The sequence below is a fragment of the Mycobacterium sp. ITM-2016-00316 genome (assembly GCF_002968335.2).
Taxonomy (GTDB): Bacteria; Actinomycetota; Actinomycetes; order Mycobacteriales; family Mycobacteriaceae; genus Mycobacterium.
In genome coordinates this window covers 3,371,322-3,390,842 of sequence record NZ_CP134398.1, presented here as the reverse complement: position 1 = coordinate 3,390,842, position 19,521 = coordinate 3,371,322, and the positions used below count along the sequence as shown (strand labels likewise).

General features: G+C 64.9%; 12 protein-coding genes and 1 pseudogene. 8 read left to right on the top strand and 5 right to left on the bottom strand.

All coding sequences use genetic code 11. From position 1 onward, the window contains the following. Window positions 1-24 precede the first annotated feature (24 nt). Window positions 25-1,038 carry a zinc-dependent alcohol dehydrogenase gene (locus C6A86_RS16340; protein WP_105362189.1) on the bottom strand — a complete coding sequence of 338 codons (1,014 nt, stop codon included), beginning with the start codon at window positions 1,036-1,038 and terminating at the stop codon, window positions 25-27. 558 nt (window positions 1,039-1,596) lie between these two features. Here C6A86_RS16340 and C6A86_RS16335 point away from each other — a divergent pair. Then, window positions 1,597-2,193 carry a hypothetical protein gene (locus tag C6A86_RS16335; protein WP_158263239.1) on the top strand — a complete coding sequence of 199 codons (597 nt, stop codon included), beginning with the start codon at window positions 1,597-1,599 and terminating at the stop codon, window positions 2,191-2,193. A gap of 33 nt (window positions 2,194-2,226) precedes the next feature. Here the strand turns inward: C6A86_RS16335 and otsB are convergent, their stop codons facing one another. From otsB to C6A86_RS16320, 3 genes and pseudogenes are all read right to left on the bottom strand, one after another. Continuing rightward, complete coding sequence (gene otsB, locus C6A86_RS16330; protein ID WP_311100778.1) at window positions 2,227-6,243, bottom strand: trehalose-phosphatase; 4,017 nt, start codon at window positions 6,241-6,243, stop codon at window positions 2,227-2,229. Window positions 6,244-6,352: 109 nt separating this feature from the next. Beyond that, window positions 6,353-6,550: pseudogene (locus C6A86_RS16325) on the bottom strand (1-phosphofructokinase family hexose kinase); the annotation flags it as partial. Window positions 6,551-6,597: 47 nt separating this feature from the next. Continuing rightward, entirely contained in the window at window positions 6,598-8,472 is a 1,875-nt protein-coding gene (locus C6A86_RS16320) for a pyruvate kinase (RefSeq protein WP_105365897.1), read from the bottom strand. Between the two features lie 619 nt (window positions 8,473-9,091). Here C6A86_RS16320 and C6A86_RS16315 point away from each other — a divergent pair. From C6A86_RS16315 to C6A86_RS16290, 6 genes are all read left to right on the top strand, one after another. Further along, window positions 9,092-10,603 carry an MFS transporter gene (locus tag C6A86_RS16315; protein ID WP_233213230.1) on the top strand — a complete coding sequence of 504 codons (1,512 nt, stop codon included), beginning with the start codon at window positions 9,092-9,094 and terminating at the stop codon, window positions 10,601-10,603. 52 nt (window positions 10,604-10,655) lie between these two features. Next, window positions 10,656-12,410, top strand: a complete 1,755-nt coding sequence (locus C6A86_RS16310; protein ID WP_105365899.1) for an MOSC and FAD-binding oxidoreductase domain-containing protein — start codon at window positions 10,656-10,658, stop codon at window positions 12,408-12,410. Window positions 12,411-12,484: 74 nt separating this feature from the next. Then, window positions 12,485-13,945 carry an aminotransferase class I/II-fold pyridoxal phosphate-dependent enzyme gene (locus C6A86_RS16305; RefSeq protein WP_105365931.1) on the top strand — a complete coding sequence of 487 codons (1,461 nt, stop codon included), beginning with the start codon at window positions 12,485-12,487 and terminating at the stop codon, window positions 13,943-13,945. 132 nt (window positions 13,946-14,077) lie between these two features. After that, window positions 14,078-14,908: a GAF domain-containing protein gene (locus C6A86_RS16300; protein ID WP_105365900.1), complete on the top strand. Its 831-nt coding sequence runs from the start codon at window positions 14,078-14,080 to the stop codon at window positions 14,906-14,908. A gap of 34 nt (window positions 14,909-14,942) precedes the next feature. Then, window positions 14,943-15,740, top strand: a complete 798-nt coding sequence (locus C6A86_RS16295) for a GAF domain-containing protein (RefSeq protein ID WP_158263330.1) — start codon at window positions 14,943-14,945, stop codon at window positions 15,738-15,740. Window positions 15,741-15,801: 61 nt separating this feature from the next. Next, the gene (locus C6A86_RS16290; protein WP_233213231.1) at window positions 15,802-16,512 is read left to right on the top strand and encodes a GAF and ANTAR domain-containing protein; all 711 of its coding nucleotides are present in this window, start codon (window positions 15,802-15,804) and stop codon (window positions 16,510-16,512) included. A gap of 18 nt (window positions 16,513-16,530) precedes the next feature. On the opposite strand, the gene C6A86_RS16285 is transcribed toward C6A86_RS16290, so the two are convergent. Beyond that, window positions 16,531-17,370: an SDR family oxidoreductase gene (locus C6A86_RS16285; protein WP_105365902.1), complete on the bottom strand. Its 840-nt coding sequence runs from the start codon at window positions 17,368-17,370 to the stop codon at window positions 16,531-16,533. Between the two features lie 518 nt (window positions 17,371-17,888). On the opposite strand from C6A86_RS16285, the gene C6A86_RS16280 reads away from it, so the two are divergent. Then, a complete protein-coding gene (locus C6A86_RS16280; RefSeq protein ID WP_105365903.1) occupies window positions 17,889-19,394 on the top strand; it encodes an FAD-dependent oxidoreductase in 1,506 nt (501 codons plus the stop codon). Window positions 19,395-19,521 lie beyond the last annotated feature (127 nt).

Sequence of the window (19,521 nt, the reverse complement as noted above, 5' to 3'; positions counted from 1 at the left end):
GCCACTGCCTACCGACCGGGCTGGTCAAAACTGGAAGACAACCCGGGCCGGCACTGTGCCGGCGAGCACGTCGGTGATCGACTCGTTGACCTCGTCGAGCTTGCGGTCGACCGCAATGACCTTGGTCCGTCCGGCAGCGTGCAGGTTGAACACGTCCGCCAAATCGTTGCGCGTACCAACGATCGAGCCGATGACGCTTTTGCCGTTGATCACGGTATCGAAGATCGGCAGGGTCAAGGCCCCGTCACCAGCGGGCATCGCCACGCAGACCAGCCGCCCGCCGCGGCGCAGCGAGCGGTACGCCTGATCGAAGGATGCCGGTGACGCGGCCAGCGCGACCGCGACGTCTGCACCGCCCAGAGCCTGGATCGCTTCGACAGGGTCGACGGTTGCGGCATTGACGACATGGTCAGCGCCCAGGTCGGTGGCCATCTGCAACTTATCTTCGACGACGTCAACACCAATAACGAAACCGCCTGCGATGCGCGCATATTGAAGAGCCAGGTGACCGAGACCGCCGACGCCGAACACTGCAACTGTCTCGGCCGGCGCCACTCTGGCGACCTTGATCGCCTTGTAGGTGGTGACGCCGGCGCACGTCAACGGGGCGGCATCGCGAGCCGACACCCCTTCAGGCACAGGTGTGGCGAAAGCGGCTGAGGCAACGGTGTATTCGGCGAAGGTACCGTCCACGGAGTAACCGGAGTTCTGTTGCAACTCACAGAGGGTCTCCCAACCGCCGATGCAGTAGCGGCATTCCCCGCAGGCGTAGCCCAACCACGCTATTGCCACCCGATCGCCGACGCTGCGGGTGGTAACCCCCGCACCTAGTCTGTCGATGACACCGACTCCTTCGTGGCCGGGGGTGAACGGCAGGCTCGGCTGAACAGGCCAATCGCCGCGCGCGGCGTGGATGTCTGTGTGGCACAATCCGCTGGTTTCCATCCGGACCCGGACCTCGCCCGGTCCGGGTTCGGGAATGGGCAGGTCGCATATCTGCAGGGGTGCATGGAAGTCAGTGACAATCGCGGCCTTCATGGCTCGCTCCGATCGAGTGTTTGGGTTCTGGGCTGGAGTCGGACCGGACCTTGCCAACGGATGGAATCTGTTGCTAGGTCACGCAAGGAGGGCTACACCCACGACCATGACTCAACGCTGCTGCCTATGACAGCGCAAGGGTCCAAAGACCCTTATCGGTAGCGCCTCGCGCTGTCGCTATCGAGATCGGACGCCTCTACCACCGAATCGCAGCTACCGCGTCAGGATGAGCGCTGCACAGTGATCGTGTATCCGGAATATGGCCCAAGCTCCTGTAACTCGGAGATGGGGACCAACGGCTCAGTGCAAGGGGCGAATGGCCCCGGCAAGACAAGATCTTCTCGAATAGTCTTGAACTGAGGACGAGCCACATGGGAAGCCAAAAACTCGGGAACCTCGGCATAGTGTTGCGAGTAAAGGGAGATCGAATGCAACAGTCGACTGGTGCGTCGCGAATCTTGGTTGGTGTGGACTCGGCGCAGTCGGCGCCGGCAACGCTGATCGTGGCGGGGTCCGTGTGAACGGGATAGGGCGCGAATCCATTACCGGTTTTGGTCTGTGAGTCGCTGGGGCGCAACCTTCCTCCCGTATGTCGGTGGGTCATCCCCGATCTTCGTGCGTCGTGTAGGTTTCGTCGCGCTGCTTTTTTCTGGGCTGTACGTGGTGTCCGACGTGATCGAGGTGCTCCAGGGGGGCTTTTCGGACCTGCAGCTCGCGCTGACGCTCGTGAGCGAAGCCGCTGTTCCTGTGTTTGTGGTCGGCCTCTACTTGGTGCAACGTCCCAAGATCAGCCGGTTGGGGCTGGTGAGTGCGATCGCCTACGCCTACAGCTATGTGTTTTTCACTGCCACCGTGATCTATGCGATCGTGCACTCAACGACAAGCTACTCCGCGCTCACTGCTCAACTTGGTGTAGCGATGACGGCCCACGGCGCGGTCATGGTGGCTGCCGGGCTCGGCTTCGGCGTGGCCGTGCTCCGCGCTGGCGTGCTGCCCGCATGGACGGGGGTGGCCCTGATGATGGGAGTCATCGCCGTCGCGCTGACTCAAACTGCCCCCGAAGGTATACAGCTCGCCGCCGCCGGAGTTCGTGCCGCCGGCTTCGCCGGCATGGGGTTGGCGTTACTCCTTGCGCCCCGGGAAGGAACCCGTTGACTGCTGTATACCCATGTCCCTGAGCCTTTTTGGCTACTTCCTGTTCGACGAGTTGTGTCCCGGGTCGCCAGGGAAGCGGATGGTGGTCCCTGAAGAGAGTCTTTGCACGTTGCCTCGGCATTCGACGTCCACCGGAGAGTTGTCTCCAGGATCGGCGCTCACCTCGACACTCGTGCCGCTGATCCGCAGGCGGAGCCGATGCCCACGGTAGTGGATGGGGAACGCCAGCACGCCCAGCGTTTCTGGCCACGATGGGGCGAGCACGAGGCGATCCGCTCGGGTTTCCAACCCGGTGAAACACCGCTGCAGCAGGTCTATGCTCCCGGCCATTGCCGCGAGATGAATCCCCTCGGATGTCGTGCCGCCCTGGATGTCGGCGACATCAGATTTGAGCACCTGCTCGAAGAACTCTGTCGCCCGATCTCGGTTGCCGCGGGCCAGTACCCACGAATGCACGACCGCACTCAATGTTGACCCATGGGACGTGCGCGCGACGTAGTACTCGATCGTCGTCGGGATCTGATCAGGCGTGAAACCGTAGCCGAGGCGGTGAAACAGTTCACTCAACTCCTCTGACGACAGTAGGTAGAACAGCATCAGGGTGTCAGCCTGCTTGGACACCTTGTATCGGTTGACATCGTCGTTCTCGGCTTCGAGAATCCGATCGAGGCGCTGGATACGGCCGTACCGTCGAAGATAGCTGTCCCAATCCAGTTCGGCCAACTCGTCGTATCCCTCGAACTGACTGATGACGCCGTCGTGGAAGGGTATGAACATCCGTCGGGTCACATCGTCCCAATGGGCCAGCTCTGATCCCGGTAGTTCAAGCGTGTCGAGAAGGTCGAGCCGGTTTGGTAGTGGCAGAAGGTCCAAGGCTTCGATGGCCCGGATGATCACCCAAACAGCCATCACGTTGGTGTACGCGTTGTTGTCGATACCGTCGTATGGTGCGCTCGGGTAGCCAGAGTGGAATTCGTCAGGCCCAATCACTCCGCCGATGGTGTAGCGACGTCGGCTTGGATCGTAGGTCGCCTTGCTGACCCAAAAGCGCGCAATGTCCGTCAGTAGTTCCGCGCCATACTCGATCAAGTAGTGGCGGTCTCCGGTCACCTGATAGTACTGCCACACGTTGTAGGCGACGGCGAGGCCAACATGATGGGCACGGCCGCTGGGATCCGGATTCCACCGGCCGGAACGGGGATTGAGATGCAGCCGTGGGCTTTCCTCGCGCCCGTCGCTGCCGGATTGCCACGGGAACATTGCTCCGCGGCAGCCCGCCGCCGTCGCGGCGGCGCGCGCCTCGGGCAAGCGCCGATAGCGGTAGCCAAGCAAAGATCGAGTGACGTTGGGAAGGCGCAGGTTCAGCACGGGAAACACGAACAGTTCATCCCAGAAGATATGGCCCCGGTATGCCTCACCGTGCAGTCCACGGGCCGGAACCCCGACATCAATTTCCGCGGCGTTCGGCGAGAGAGTCTGCACCAGATGCAGCATGTGCAACCTCAGGACTCGCAACTCGTCGTCGCGGTTGTCGAATTCGATCGACAACCGCTCCCAGAGCTGTTCCCAGGCACGGAGATGCCCCCGTTGAAGCTCAGAGAACCGGCCCAATCGGCTCAGCCGGCGCTCCGCCTCGGTTGCGGGATCGGACGTTGCGTCGTCTCGGCCAGTGCAGACGGTGACGACCTTCTCGACCGTCGTCGATTGACCCGCGGACAGGTCGACGGTGATGTCGTGACCGATCTGTCCATCAGTGTCGAAGAGCCGGTAGGTGGCCGGCTGAGGGTCGTCGCCTCGCCACGCGGTGCTGCGGGAGGCCAATGCGACTCGAATCCGCGACTGAGAGGTTTCGACTTCGAGAAGTACTGCGTTGGAGGAGAGCTCGTGCGCCTGCAGCAGCGCGAGATGGTCGCTCGACAGGTCCTTGTAGCGCTCGACGAGTGAGTTTCGGACACTCGCGTCGAGCGTCGAACGGATTTCGATCGCTCCTGACCAGTCTTCGGCGACGATGACAGTCCGCAACGCGCAGACGTGGGCCAGGTTCATCGAGACGAATCGCTGCTGGGTCACCGAGGTCGTGCGCCCGGCGCTGTCGCGGAAACGGAACCGCCGGCTCAGTACCGCGCTGCGTAGGTCCAGGGACTGCTGGTAGGACAACAAGTTCACCGCGTCGATGTCGAACCACGGGCCGCCTTCGATACGGAAGGTGGTGGCGAGCCAATTGGGCAGGTTGACCATGCTTTCGTTATCGATTGTGCTGCCTGCGAGTTCGTCGTCGAGTCGGTTGAACACGCCTGCGGCATAGGTGCCGGGGTAGTGGGCCGGCCCCGGTCGGGATTCGGGAGCTGATCCGCGCGTGGCGAGGTATCCGTTCCCGACCGTGCACAGCGCCTCACGAAGTTTCTCGGTGCGCGGCTCGTAGCCGTCGAAGGTGAACGTCCAGGCGTCGGCTGGGGTCCGTTTATTGGTGGCGAGCCGATTCGCCAACCGTTCGAGGAGTTCACGGACCTCGTCGGGGCTGTCTACCGCGAACCGAGCTGTCGTGGTCCGGTCGCCGTCCTCGCTGTGTCGCACAGCTATCCCGATACCGTCGGTTCGCACCGCGTCAAAGGCGTCCTCGTCGGTGAGGTCATCTCCGATGTAGATCGGAAACTGCGGATACGGCTCGTCGGTGTGGTCGAGGACCCACCGCACCGTTGTGCCCTTGTTCCAGTCGATTTCAGGCCGCAGTTCGACCACCTTGCGCCCATTCGTCACCCGCAGTCCGAACTCTTGTCCAAGTCGGTGTGCCGCAGCGACTACCTCGCCGACGCGTTCGGGTGCGACATTGCGGAAATGCACGGCGATCGCGAAACGCTTGTGCTCCACGCGGGCGCCGGGAATCTGTTGCATGGCTTCCCGTAGCTGGGTTGCTGTCCGCTCGAGAAGGGGTGTTGCGGCGGCGGCCGTTTCGTTCTGGTGGTAACTCCCGTCCGCACGCGTGAGCTCGAAGCCATGACTGCCTGCATACCAGACAGCGGGTAAACCGACCCGCGCCTCGATATCCGCAAGATCGCGACCGCTGATGACGGCAACGGAGCACAGTTTTGCCAGACGTTCGAGCGTATCGGCCGCGCCGTCGACGAGCGTGGCCGCGCACGGATCAGGAACTATTGCCGACAGCGTGCCGTCATAGTCGACGAACACAGCGGGTCGTCGGGTCGCAACGAGTGCCGCGATAAGCTCGAACGAATCCAGTGCACTCGGAATCCGTGATATCCGCACATCGCCGGTACGGACGGCGACGTCGGCAAGGTCGGTCACCACGACATCTGCCCCGCAACTCAGCAGCTCATCGGCATGGCCGGTCCGGTCAACGCCGATGACGAGGGTGAATCCGCCCCTGCGGCCTGCGCTCACGCCGGCGTCGGCGTCCTCGACAACAACAGCACGTTCCGGACGTGCGGCCAGCCTGCGCGCGGCTTCGAGCAGGACCGCAGGATCGGGCTTTCCGGGGAGGCCGAGTTCGTCGGCGACGACGCCGTCGATGCGGACCCCGAAGAGATCACCGATCCCGGCTGCTCTCAGGACGTTTTCGCAGTTGCGACTCGACGAGAAGACGGCAGTCGCTACACCGACTGCCTGCAGAGTCCGCACCAGCGCAACCGTCGAATGAAACACTGGTACACCGAGGGCAAGCTGCTCAAGAAAGAGTCGCTGCTTGCGGTTTCCGAGCCCGCAGACGCTGTCGTCGAGGACATCGGTTGAGAGGCCTTGGGGCAGCGAAATGCCCCGCGATGTCAGAAAATCGGTGACACCGCTGTAGCGCGGCTTGCCGTCTACGAAGTGCCGGTAGTCATAGTCGGTGAAGCGAGAGTGATCTTCGCCGGCACGCTCTGGCCGTCTCGCCAGAAAGTCGTCGAACATCGTCGCCCACGCCGCTGCGTGTATGGACGCGGTATCGGTGATCACACCGTCGAGGTCGAAGATCACCGCATCGTGATAGCGCGGATCGATGGTGACCGGCAGTGTCAAGGCCGCCTTTCCTTGAGTGGGGGAGTTGGATGGCATGATCGCCTGGTACAAAGCTGGATCAGTGCGCCGCCAGGGTGACATCGGCCGGCTCTGATGTGACGGCGAACAGACGGTCGACGTCGCGGCGAGTGCAGGGTGCTGTGCCAGGAAAGACCGCTGAAACCGACGCGCCGAGCACGTGAGCGATGCCGGCTACGTTGATCCCGCCGCCGCCTGGATCGTATCGGGCCGGGCTGCAACGCATTTTGTCCGTGTGGACGAACAGGCTTATGTCTGTTGTCATGTCGAGCGCGGGGTTCATCGTCAAGGTGGCGATCGTGGACCTCGCTGCCTCCGAGGGCATACTCACGGTCTCGCCCCCGCTCTCGGTTGGGTCGTTGTGCCGGGGCGTCACGGACTCTTTGTCGTGGTTTCGTCACGGCGCATATCGGGGTGCCAGGAGTGCAGGGACGGCATGAGGGCCTTCTTCTTGTAGTGGTGGTCGACCATTCGGCGCAGGATGTTGTCCAAGACGACGACGGCCTCGTTGATGTACCGGCCCTTGTTCAGCATCACGCACTCGGCGCGCTCGCTCATGGCTGCGTCGCTGATCTCCGCGCGCGAGGGATTTCCCGTCTTGGCGAGTTGGTCAAGCACTTGGGTAGCCCAGATCACAGGCAAGTGCGCTGCCTCGCACAACCACAGGATCTCTTCTTGAAGTTCGGCCAGGCGCTCGTATCCGCATTCGACGGCAAGATCCCCCCGGGCGATCATCACCCCGGCGCGCGGGCGCTGCATCACCGTGAGAAGTAGCTGCGGGAGGTATTCGAAGGCTTGGCGGGTCTCGATCTTCAGCACGATTCCCAGCGCATCGTCACCGAGGCGTTCCAGCTCGTCGAACAACTGCGTCACATCGGACGGGTCTCTGACGAATGACATGTCGACTATGTCAGCGATCTCGACCACCGTTTCGAGGTCGACGATGTCCTTGTCGGTGAGGGCCGAGATCGGGAGCTGGGCGCCCGGCACGTTCACGCCCTTGCCTGCGCGGAGTCGGGAGCCCGCGTCCGCGGCGTGATCAATGCGCAGGCTCAGTGCGTCGGCAGCAACGCCGATCACTTCGCCGTTGATCAGACCGTCGTCAAGGTGCACCTTCTGGCCGACTTGCGCGCAGTCGAAAATCTCCGGCAGGGTGCACCCCATCCGGGGGGCGATATCGATGGCGACCGGAGCGGGCGAGCAGTCCCTGGTCAGTTCCAGGATATCGCCCCTGTGTAGGAGAAGGCTCTGTTCGGTTTGAGGGAGTTCTCCGAGGTGTGTCGAATCGTCCATGCCGTGGACGTGCAGAACCGTGCCGGTTGCGAGATAGGTTGTCCTGTCCGCGGTCGCGACGAGCCCGCCCGATGCATCCTCGGTGGCGCTCAGCGTCAGTCGGCGTTTCGAGCCGCGGGTGTCGTGCAGCTGCAGGACTTCGCCGTTCCGGCGGCGGCGGAGCCATTTCCCGGGAACCGGCAGCGACATCATCCCGGCTTCTGGTGGGTCGGTGGGGTCTTCGGCCGCCGTCAGCCATGCTGAAGCGGGGGTGATGACCTGCCCAAGCGTGTTCTTTCGCGGCTGCAGTTTCAGGATCCGCGGTCCGGGTTCCAGTGGTCCGGTACGGAGCTTGGGTCCGGCGAGATCCATTGCAATCAAGCAGCTTCGTCCGGTTGCCGCTGCCGCCTGCCGCACAGACCGCGCCATGGAGCGCCACGCCTCGGCATCGTCGTGGGCACAGTTGATGCGTGCGATGTTCATGCCGCGCGCCACCAGATCGTGGACTACCGTCGGGTCGGTCGCCGCCGAGGAGGGCAACGTGACCATGATGCGGGTCGCGCGGTCCGTCGGCTCGGGCCCCAGCAGCTCCTGTGTTCGGTGCTGGAGCAGTTCGGGTCCCTGGTCCATTCGGACGCCCGGGAAGGTGGGCTGTTGCCATACCTCGCCGAGCATGGCGCTGATGGCTGACCTCACCAGGAGCAGTGTGGCCTCGACATTCGCCTCGCTGCGCCCCAACGAAGACAGTCCAAAGGCGGACAGCCGGGTTTGCAGGCCACGCAAATCACATTGACGAATTGCGATGTAGTGCAGCATGTTTCGTGCGCTCGATCGGTGGGGAGCTGTTACCGCATCGAGCCACCCGGACCACGTCGATTCTACCGCGGATGACTTGTCAAGGAGTTCGTCCACATCATCGCGCAACCGATTCAACTGCAGAACTGTTGCATCGACGTCGATCTGGGTAGTCGTCACGAAACTCCTGTGTCGGCGTGTCGCCCGACGTCAGTTGACGTCGGGTTGACGAGGCCGTGGCCTCAGGTTGTCGTCGATGGCCGTGATTCCGTCGGGTCCAGTCAACGCCGGTTTGCCACGGGAATCCTTCGACCGTTCGTCCTGACGCGACACTACGTCGATTCCGAGGACAGGGTCGAGAGGCTTTTGGCCCTCGTGCCGGTGCCTTAGGCCCATGCCATGGACCGCGGCCTCAGTGTTCTGCCGCTGCACGAGTTTCATCAGTCCCGCTCTGCCCAAATCAGCGGCGATTGAGCGGATCGACGGCCTTGTTGGTGAGGTAGAGCTGGACCGTCTGATCGACCTCAGCCTGGGCCATGGGCTGCTGACGCATGGTGACCGATGATCGGTCAGCAGCATCAGCACGCCACCTTCGAGATGCCCAACCGACGACAGAGGCTGTTGGTTGACTCGCCGGATTGATACGCAGCGTCCAGTTCTGCGGTGGTTACGGGGTAGGCGGCGGTGCAGTCGACGCTGGAGCTGACCGACCGCCACTCTCGGCTGAGCCAGATCAGTCGCGCACAGTGTTTTTTCCCGACCGCGGGGCGATCGCCGATCCGCGATCTAGCATCGCCTGGTGCGACAGCAGCAGGTCACCGGGATGGCGGCCGTCATGACGACGGTGGCCATGAGTCTGGGCAGCGCCGTCGCGGTGGGCGATCTGAGAATCCTGGCGGCCAACATCTCCCTCGTGCGCAATGGCCTGCAATTTTCCCCCGGCACGACCATTTTCGTGTCATCTGTGGCGACGCTGACGCTGGCCGCCTCGGTACTGGGTGCGGGTGTCCTGGGTGACAAATACGGCATGAAGCGGATGTTCGTTGCCGGTGCGTATGGCGCGGTGGTGTTCGGGTTCATCGGGGCGGCCGCCCCCAACGTCGCGGTGCTGATGATCGCCAGAGCCGGCATCGGCGTGGCGTTCGCGTTCCTGACCGGTCTGTCGCTGGCCATCATGAACGCCGTCTTCCCGCCCGGCCGTCGCGCCGGCGCGATTGCGCAGTATCTCGCCGCGGTCTACGCCTTCGGTGTCCTGCCGGCGACGGTGGGCAGTCTGCTGGCGGAGCGTATCGGTTGGCGCAGTGGCTTTCTCGTCACACCCGTCCTCGCCATCGTCGTTGTGCTGATCACCCTGCGGTATGTCCCGGAGACGCGGAGGTCGCCCCGCAACACCGATATCCCCGGCCTGCTGCTGGTGGCTGCCGCGCTCATCAGCCTGACCTACGGCATCTCCGTGCTGCAGACCGGACTGGATGCCGGGGCGGTGGTGCCGATCGTGACGGGGGTGCTCGCCGCCGCCGCGTTCGTCTGGTGGGAGTTGCGCTGTGGGGCTCCGGCGCTCGATATGCGCATCTTCCGCTCGCTGCGCTTCAACGCGGTGGTGGCCGCGGGCGCCGCCAACAACCTGGTGCAGGGCGGATCGATGATCATGGTCACCTTCTACCTGATCCTCATTCGCGGCCAGTCGACGTGGGCATTCGCGCTACTCCTCATCCCGGCCACGCTGTTGTCGGCACTGGCTGCTCTCGGTGCCGGCCGGGCCGCGGCACGCTTGGGCAACTGCGCTGTGGTCGTGGCGGGACTTGCCGTCTTGGTGGTGAGCCTGCTGGTGCGATTGTCCTTCGGCACGGACACCCCGATCATTGTGGTCGGGGCCGTGATCGCGCTGACGACCATTGGCGGTGCGATCGTGCAGACACCGCAGGCCACGGTGATGATGTCCAGCGCGCCGGCCAATCTCGGTGGTGTGGTGTCGGCAGTCAAGGCGTCGGTGGGCGGAACCTTCTATGGCCTTGGGTCCGCGCTGTTCTCAATGTTCGGCATCATCCTGTTCCTGCGCGACACCGAACCGAAGCTGGCAGGTTCGGGTATCAGTGCCCGGCAGGCCGGCGATATCCTCGCCGCGCCCGGTGATACCGCACTCGATCCGGAGCGCACGGCCTGGGTGATTTCCGAGGCGACCTCGGGCATGCTCGACGCGGCAGATGCACTCAATCTGATCATGACGGTGATACCCGCGGCGGCGATCGTCATGGTGCTGGTGCTGTTTCGGCGTGAGCGCGACGTGCCGGCGGCATCGGCCTGTTCCTGATTGCCCGCCCACCTCTATCGGCAAGGAGTAACTTCGAGCCGTGGGCGGCGTTGTGGCGACTCTGATATCGGTGAACGTCGGTATGCCAAGGGTTGTCGAGTGGAATCAGCGCCGTGTCTTCACCGGTGCCTGGAAGCATCCGGTGACCGGGCCGCGGATGGCGCGCCGGCTCAACGTCGACGGCGACGGCCAAGGTGATCTGGGTGGCCACGGCGGAGAGAACCGGGCCGTCCTGGTCTACCAGCTCGACTCCTACCGGCACTGGGCCAAGGTGTTCGGCCGTGACGACATGGTGCCGGGGCTACTGGGGGAGAACCTCACCGTCGACGGGCTGCCCGACGACGAGGTGTGCATCGGAGACCGGTATCGCATCGGAGGGGCGGTGTTCGAGGTCACCCAGCCGCGGGTCACCTGCTACCGCGCGGGCATGCGCATCGGCGAACCGCGGATGGCGGCCCTGCTGGTCTCGCACGGGCGTCCCGGCTTCTACTGCCGGGTGATCACCGAAGGTGAAGTCGAAGCCGGTCAGGACATCGTCAAGATCAGCTCCGGACCCGAGCGGGTGTCGGTCGCCGAGATCGACGCACTGCTCTACTTGCCCGGCCATCCCCGCGACGCCCTGCGGCGCGCACTGCGCATTCCTGCGCTCAGTCCCGGCTGGCGAACGTCCCTGCAGAGCTTGGCCGAACAGAATTCGGCGGGATCCGCGGGCAACGCCGGGTTGACCGGCGTTACCAGCCCGCCGCCGGCGTGGACGGGGTTCCGTGCCCTGCGGGTCAGCGCTGTCCACGACGAAAGCCGCACTGTGCGCTCACTCTCGCTGAGCGACCCGGACGGTACGCCACTTCCGACATGGCTTCCTGGACAATCGATCACGTTGCGGCTGAGTCCCGAACCGGATGGTGCGCCACTGATCCGCAACTACTCACTGTCCAACCTGCCGGGGGCCACGGACTACCGGATCAGTGTGAAACGCGAACCTCACGGCTCGGCCAGTGGACACATACACAGTCACGTGCAGTCCGGTGATCTCCTGGACGTCGCCGCACCGCGGGGCACCTTCTTCCTCGCCGACAGCGCCGCGCCACTGGTCCTGCTATCCGCCGGAGTGGGCGTCACCCCCGTGCTCTCGATGCTGCACTGGCTCGCGGCGACGCACTCGGGCCGTCCGCTCTGGTGGCTGCACGCTGCCCGCAGCAGCGAGGAACACCCGTTCGCGCAGGAAAGCCGCGACCTGCTGGAACAACTATCCGGCAGCCACGCTCGTATCTTCTACAGCCGTCCGACACCAACCGACAGACAGGGCGTCGAATTCACCGACCCCGGCCGGTTGTCACGCGAAGCGATTGGGAGACTTGGTCTGCCGCGCGACGCAGACGCCTATCTGTGCGGGCCCTCGGCGTTCATGAACGAGCTTGGTGCCGGTGTGCAGGCCTATGGGCTGGACCCCTCGCGGGTGCACTCCGAGGTCTTCGGTGCGGGCGCCGCCCTCACGCCCGGAATCGCTGCCACGTCGATTCCCCCGCACCTGCCCGCGGGCCCGCCCGGACCCGGACCGCAGGTGCACTTCGCCCGCAGTGGGCTCTCGGCACCGTGGGGGCCGCCCAGCCTGAGCTTGCTGGAATTCGCCGAAACCTGTGACGTCCCGACCCGCTGGTCCTGCCGCACCGGGGTGTGCCACAACTGTGAGACCCCGCTGCTCTCGGGCACCGTCCGCTACGACCCGGAGCCTCTGGAAGCGCCGGCCGCGGGTAACATTCTGGTCTGCTGCGCACAGCCCTCCGACGCCGTCGTGATCGACCTCTGACGCGGGGTTTCAGGATCTGGCCGCCGGTGTACTCCTTCAACGACTACCGGTGACGACCCGGGGAGGAGATGACAGTGGACCAGACCGAAACGCCGATGCTGGACGCGATTACCGCGTACCGGCGTGCCGACCGTTACGGCTTCACACCGCCGGGGCATCGACAGGGACGAGGTGCAGACGCGCGGGTGATCGAGGTGCTGGGCGATCAACCGTTCCGAAACGACCTGTTGGCCTCCAACGGGCTGGATGATCGTCGCTCCAGCAATGGCTACTTGTCCCGCGCGGAGGCGTTGATGGCCGACGCCGTCGGCGCGGAGTACGCGTTCTTCTCGACCTGCGGCAGTTCGCTGTCGGTCAAGGCCGCCATGATGGCGGTGGCCGGCGGGGGGAACGGAGAATTGCTCGTCACCAGGGACAGCCACAAGTCGGTGGTGGCCGGGCTGATCTTCTCCGGCGTGCAGCCCAACTGGATCACCCCGCAGTGGGATGCGCGGCACCACATTTCCCATCCGCCCTCGCCGCAGCAGGTCCGTGACGCCTGGGAACGCCACCCGGATGCGGCCGGCGCGCTCATCGTCAGTCCCAGCCCCTATGGCACTTGCGCGGATCTTTCCGGTATCGCGCAGGTGTGCCACGAAAAGGGCAAGCCCCTGATCGTCGACGAAGCGTGGGGAGCGCATCTGCCGTTTCACGAGAACCTCCCCACCTGGGCGATGGACGCCGGTGCCGATGTCTGCGTGGTGAGCGTGCACAAGATGGGCGCCGGATTCGAGCAGGGTTCGGTGTTTCATGTTCAGGGCGACCTGATCGATCGAGACCGGCTTTCGGCGTGCGCCGACCTGCTCATGACCACCAGTCCAAACGTGATGGTGTACGCCGCGCTGGACGGGTGGCGGCGCCAGATGGTGCAGCGCGGTGGCCAACTGCTCGGACGAGCGCTGCAGCTCGCGGAGCGGACCCGGTCGCGGCTGGCGGAGATCAGCGATCTCGGCGTCCTTGAGGACGAGCTACTCGGCGAGCAGGCATCGCATGATCTGGACCGTCTGCAGGTGCTGATGGATGTGTCCGAGACGGGTACGTCGGGCTATCAGGCCGCCGACTGGCTGCGCGAACACTGCCATCTCGACGTCGGGATGAGCGATCACCGGCGCATCCTGGCCACCCTGTCGATGGCCGACGACGGCGCCACCACGGACCGGTTGATCGAGGCCATGCGCGCCTGGCGAACTGCAGCCGACACCTTTGACCCGCCCGCCGAGATCAGACTGCCTGCACCTGGCGACTTGGAGCTCGTCACCGAAATCTTGCCCAGGGACGCCTTTTTCGGCAATACCGAGATGGTGCCGCTGCGGAACGCATGCGGGCGGATCGCCGCCGAGCAGATCACGCCGTACCCACCCGGTATTCCGGCGGTGGTTCCCGGGGAGCGGCTCAACGACGCCGTGCTGGACTACCTCCGGAGTGGGGTGCAGGCCGGGATGAATCTGCCCGACCCGGCCGATCCGACGATGGAGCAGATCAAGGTGGTTGCCTGAGCAACCCCGTTGACGGTCGGCACCTGATGCGAGCCGCCGCCGGCGGGGATACCGCGTGCGAGGGTGGTGGTTATTCTGCGGTGACGCGACGATAGTGGATGTCACGACGGACCCGGCTGAAGAGGTGAAGAGGTGGAAGGCGACCCATCGCGCAATCCGGCGCAGCCGGATGGATCGAGCGCGATCACCGGCCGCGGGACGGACGATGCCGCGTCGAATCTGTTCCACATCGACGGTGAGTCGCTGTTCGTCGGGTTGGGCACCATCTGTGACACCGCCGCGCGGTTGACCGGTGTCGACGGCGCCGCAGTGGCCGTGCTGACGGGTGATGTGCGCGAATTGGTGCACGCCACCGACGCGCTGGCACAGCAGATCGACGAGCTGCAATTCACCGTGGGGGAGGGCCCCTGCCTGCAGGCGTACACGCAGGATCGCGACGAGTTGTGGCCGTCGACCGAGGATTCGGAGTTTGCCCGGCGTTGGCCCATGTTCACCGCCGAGGTGGTGCCCCTCGGCGTGGCCGCGGTGTTCGCATTTCCCGTCGCCGGTGCCCGACGCCCTGTGGGGGTGCTGGAGTTGTATCGCCGCACCCCCGGCGCGTTGGCGCCATCGGAACTGGAGTCCGCGCGAACCTGCACCACCGCCCTCGGTGACCGGCTGGGATCAAACTGGCAGAGCCAGGTGCAGCGCAGTGGCGGTACTCAGGCAGCGATCGAGGCGGTCGGTTTGCATGACGGATCATCGACCCATCTGGATGACCGGTTCACCCGTGGGCAGGTGCACATCGCCGCCGGCATGGTGGCGGTCCAGTTGAGAGTATCCACGCAGGACGGAATGACGCGATTGCGTGCACACGCCTATGCCGAGAAAAGATCGGTGGTCGCAGTCGCCGCCGATGTCGTGAGCCGGAGGCTGTCGTTCCGCGATCTCGACGACGATGCCGGCAAAGGCTCGGGGCGCTGACATGGCCGCGATGGAGCCGGGAGGACCCAAAGACATGACTGCAGCGCGCAATCGGCTGGCGATCACCGAGTTGACCGCCATGTTGACGACCGATTTCGATCTGCCCACGGTGCTGAGCACCATCGCCTTCGACGCATGCCGCGGGTACATGGCATTCTCGGCGGTGGTGGGGCTGCTCGATGACGGCGACGGTGAGGGAGACGCGGAGATCAGCGTGGTCGCCGAGGCGCTGCGGGAACCCACGGACACCGATCTCGCTTTCGTGGCCACGGGCCCGGCCTACGAGAGCGCACGCGACGGCGCGGTGACGATGATTCCGGACCTGTCTCAATCGCGCGATACGCGTTGGCCGGATTATCGGCAGGAGGCGCTGCGGGCCGGTATGCGCGGGATGCGGGCCTTTCCGGTGACGGCGCTGGGTGCGCGCATGGGGGCGCTGGTGGTGCACACCGACGATCCCTGGGGTACCGCCCGCCCCAATGACCTGGGCCAGACGTTGGCCAACCTCGCGGCCCTCGCCTTGTCCATCGCCCCGCAGCCCGACATCCGCCGGGGCACCACCGAACACCTGATCTCGTCGGTGCTGCAGGGTAGTGCCACCATCGCTTCGGCGATCGGCATCGTCGCCGAGGCCCTCGGCGGCACCATCGACGAGGGGCGGCTGACACTCAATCGCCTGGCTCGCGCCCACGGTGTGACGGTCGGTGCGCACGCCGCCGCCATTGTTGCCGCCTACGACCGCGCCCCCGGGGCTGACTTGGCCGCACATGATCTGTTGACCACGCCACCGCAACTCCGTCCGCCGACCAGCATCGCACCCCGACGGTCCTGAGCTGGGATTCTCGCCAACGGCTATTCTGGATGTTCGGACTGGGGAACCGTAGGGGGCTGCGATGAGCACATTTGAGGACGCGCGGGTAGCCGACGATATCCGGTCGGCGATGGCGGACCTGGCTGCCAGTTTCGCCGGCCACACCGAGCTGGAACCCGTTCTGGATGCCGTGGCCTGCCACGCCGTGCGGTTGATCCCCGAGGTCGACTTCGCCGACATCCTGCTCATCGACGGGGACGGTCATCGTTCGTTGGCGCCGACATCGCCGATCACCGTGAAGCTCGACACGATCCAGGTCGAACTGGGACAGGGGCCCTGCCTGGAAGCCATCACCAACGAGCCGCTGGTGCACAGCGCCGACTTCGGCAACGAGTCACGATGGCCCGAATTCAGCTTGGCCGCAATGGATCACGGCATACGAAGCATGATGTCATTTCACCTGTACACCCACCCGGACAAAACTCGCGGCGCGATCACCGGCCGGGGAGCGCTGAATCTCTTCAGCCGCAACGTCGGGCCCTTCAGCCCGGCCGATCAGGCCGTCGGGGCGATGTTGGCCACTCACGCCGCGACCGCGCTGATCGCCGCGAACCGCCAGGTGCAGTTCGAATCCGCACTGCACAGCCGCGATGTGCTCGGCCAAGCCAAGGGCATCTTGATGGAACGCTTCAAGATCGACGCGGTGCGGGCCTTCGACCTGATGGTGAAGTTGTCCCAGGACACCAACACGCCGGTGCGCATCATCGCCCAGCGCATCGTCGATAATCCCTGACCGCGAAGCTGGGCGGTATCAGAGGATGGGGCGACCGCCGGTGACCGCCACCCGTGCCCCCGAGATGTAGCTACCCTCGTCGGAGGCCAGCAGCACGTACACCGGAGCCAGTTCGACAGGTTGCCCGGCGCGCCCCAGCGGAGTGTTCTCGCCGAACTTCGCCACCTTCTCGGGCGGCATGGTCGCCGGAATCAGCGGCGTCCAGATCGGGCCGGGCGCGACGCTGTTGACGCGGATTCCATCCGGCCCGAGTAGTTGCGCCAAGCTGGCGCTGAAATTGGCGATCGCCGCCTTTGTCGCGGCGTAGGGCGCCAGCGTCGGATTGGGCGAATCGGAGTTCACCGAGGAACTCGCGATGATCGAGGAGCCCGCCGGCATGTGCGGGGCGGCGGCCTTGGCGAGGTAGAAGAAGGCGCCGATGTTGAGCTTGAACGTGTAGTCCCACTCTTCGTCGCTGATCTCCTGAAGGTTGTCGTGCGTCATCTGATATGCCGCATTGATCACCAGCACATCGAGTCCGCCCCATTCCTGAACGACGGTGTCGATCACCGCACGGCAATGCCCAGGGTCGGACAGATCGCCGGCAATCGAAATGGCGCGTTGGCCGGCATTCTCGATGTGCTGATGCACCTGTTTGGCATCGTCGTGTTCGTTGAGGTACGCGATGGCGACGTCGGCACCCTCGCGCGCAAAGGCGATCGCCGCAGCGCGGCCGATGCCGCTGTCGCCGCCGGTGATCAGCGTGCGTTTGCCGGTCAGCCTCCGCGAGCCTCGGTAGCTGTCCTCGCCGCAATCCGGCACGGGCGACATTTCTGACTGAATGCCGGGCGGAACCTGTTGCTGTTCAGGGAATCCCATCTTGACTCTCTTCCTGGCCGGGTCAGGCCGTGTTCGTGTTTAGGGTGGTCGACACCCCTGTCGCCGGGATGGGCCCGGGGCCTCCCGGTGGGGGAAACAACGTTCCCCACTTTTGTTCGGCCACCCGGGAGGCGGGGTCTGGATCCGTGCTGTCGTGGCCGCCGGCGGCGACGACCAAGCCCCTGGCCAGTGCGAAAGTCGAAAGGCCGGCAGCGCGTCCCGCAGCGACCAGTTCGGCAATCGCCTGCTCGGGTGAGCACCGGCGCAGACCGATCAGAATGCCCTCGGCGAGATGCAGCGTGCGTGCCCGGGCCAAGGAATCGTCAACACCGGAAAAAGCGCTTTCTGGTCCCAGTTCATATCGCATCTGTTTTGCACCTCCTGTTGGCAGTCTGTGTAGGCCTGATTACCCACTCTGATTCGTGTTACGCAATGGCACGGCGGCCATCAAACGAACTGATCACCTCGTGCCGGCGCGGGGCAGGTTTGGCCACACTGTTGAGGGGAAACAAACAGATATGCCCTCACTCTGGCTCGATGGACGCAACGAACAGTCCCGCGGTACACCCGGTGTCCCCGAGGAACTCACCTATGACGTAGTGGTCGTCGGGGCCGGCCTGACCGGTCTGACGACGGCGGTGTTGCTGGCCCGTGCAGGTAAACGCGTCATCGTCGTGGAGGCGCGTCACGCGGGCGCAGGAACAACGGGCAACACCACCGGCAAGGTCAGCCTCCTGCAGGGCAGCAAGTTGTCCCGGATCGCCGCAAAACACGGGAGCGACCTGCTGCGAGCCTATGTCGCGGGCAATGCCGAGGGGCGTGACTGGCTGCTTCGTTATTGCGAGAGTCACGGCCTGTCGGTCCAGTTCGAGGACGCGTACAGCTATGCACAGGCTGCTGGAGGCCTCGAGGACGCCCGGGCCGAACTGGCCGCCGGCAGGCAGGCCGGGCTCGACGTGCGATGGGAAGCCGACGCCGACGTCCCGTTCCCCTACTGCGGCGGGGTCCGGCTGCCGGATCAGGCGCAGATCGACCCGGTGCCGCTGCTGGGCAGCCTGGTTACCGAGCTCGAGTTACATGGCGGCGTACTGCAATCCGGTGCCCGTGTGGAGTCGGTGTCGGGTCACGGGCCGCTGCGGATACACGTACGCGTCAACGCTGGCGGGGCCACCCAAAAGGTGGTCATCCGCGCGAGCCAGTGCGTGTTGGCGACGGGTGTCCCGATCCTTGATCGGGGCGCGTTCTTCGCGCGTCTCACCCCGAAACGCTCGTACTGCCTGGCCTTTGACGTTCCCGGCGATATCACCCGCCCGATGTTTCTCGCCATCGATGACCCGACCCGTTCGGTGCGCTACGCGCCCCATGGGAGCGGGGAGAAACTCATCGTCGGGGGCGCCGGTCATACCGTCGGGCGCGCTCCATCGGCCGCTCAGTCGGTGGAGGAGTTGGCGCAGTGGGCCGTCCTGCACTACCCCGGCGCCGTACAGACCCACTTCTGGTCGGCCCAGGACTACTCGCCGATCGACGAGCTGCCCTATGTCGGTCCCATCCTGCCCGGATCCGATTCCATCTTCGTCGCAACGGGATTCGACAAGTGGGGAATGACCAATGGCGTGGCCGCCGCGCTCGCGCTCTCGGGACGGATCCTCGGCGGGCGAATGGAGTGGGCTACCGCGTTCGCCAGCTGGAGTCGCCACGAGTTGAGTGGACTGACAACCGCCATGACGATCAATGCCGAGGTCGGCGTCAACATGGCCAAAGGCTGGCTGACACCGAGCACCGTCCGTGACGCTCATCCCGGCGAGGGTGACGGCGTGGTGGCCGGCCCGCCCTGGCACCTGCGGGCGGTCAGCAGACCGGACGGATCCGAGGAGGAGTCGGTGTCACCGGTCTGTCCGCACCTCGGGGGGATCGTGTCATGGAACGACGCCGACCACGCATGGGAATGCCCCCTGCACGGGTCGCGCTTCGCGGCGGATGGCGAACTTCTCGAAGGCCCGGCCACCCGCGGCCTTTCCCGGTAGATGCTCGACGAACTTTCGCGCTGTGCCGACCGTGTGACAGTGCGGCTACCCCGAGCGACAAGTGTTCCTGGAGCAGGAGGGTGGGGTCAGTGACCCAGCAGCCGGACGAGACAGAAAGTTCCTTGAC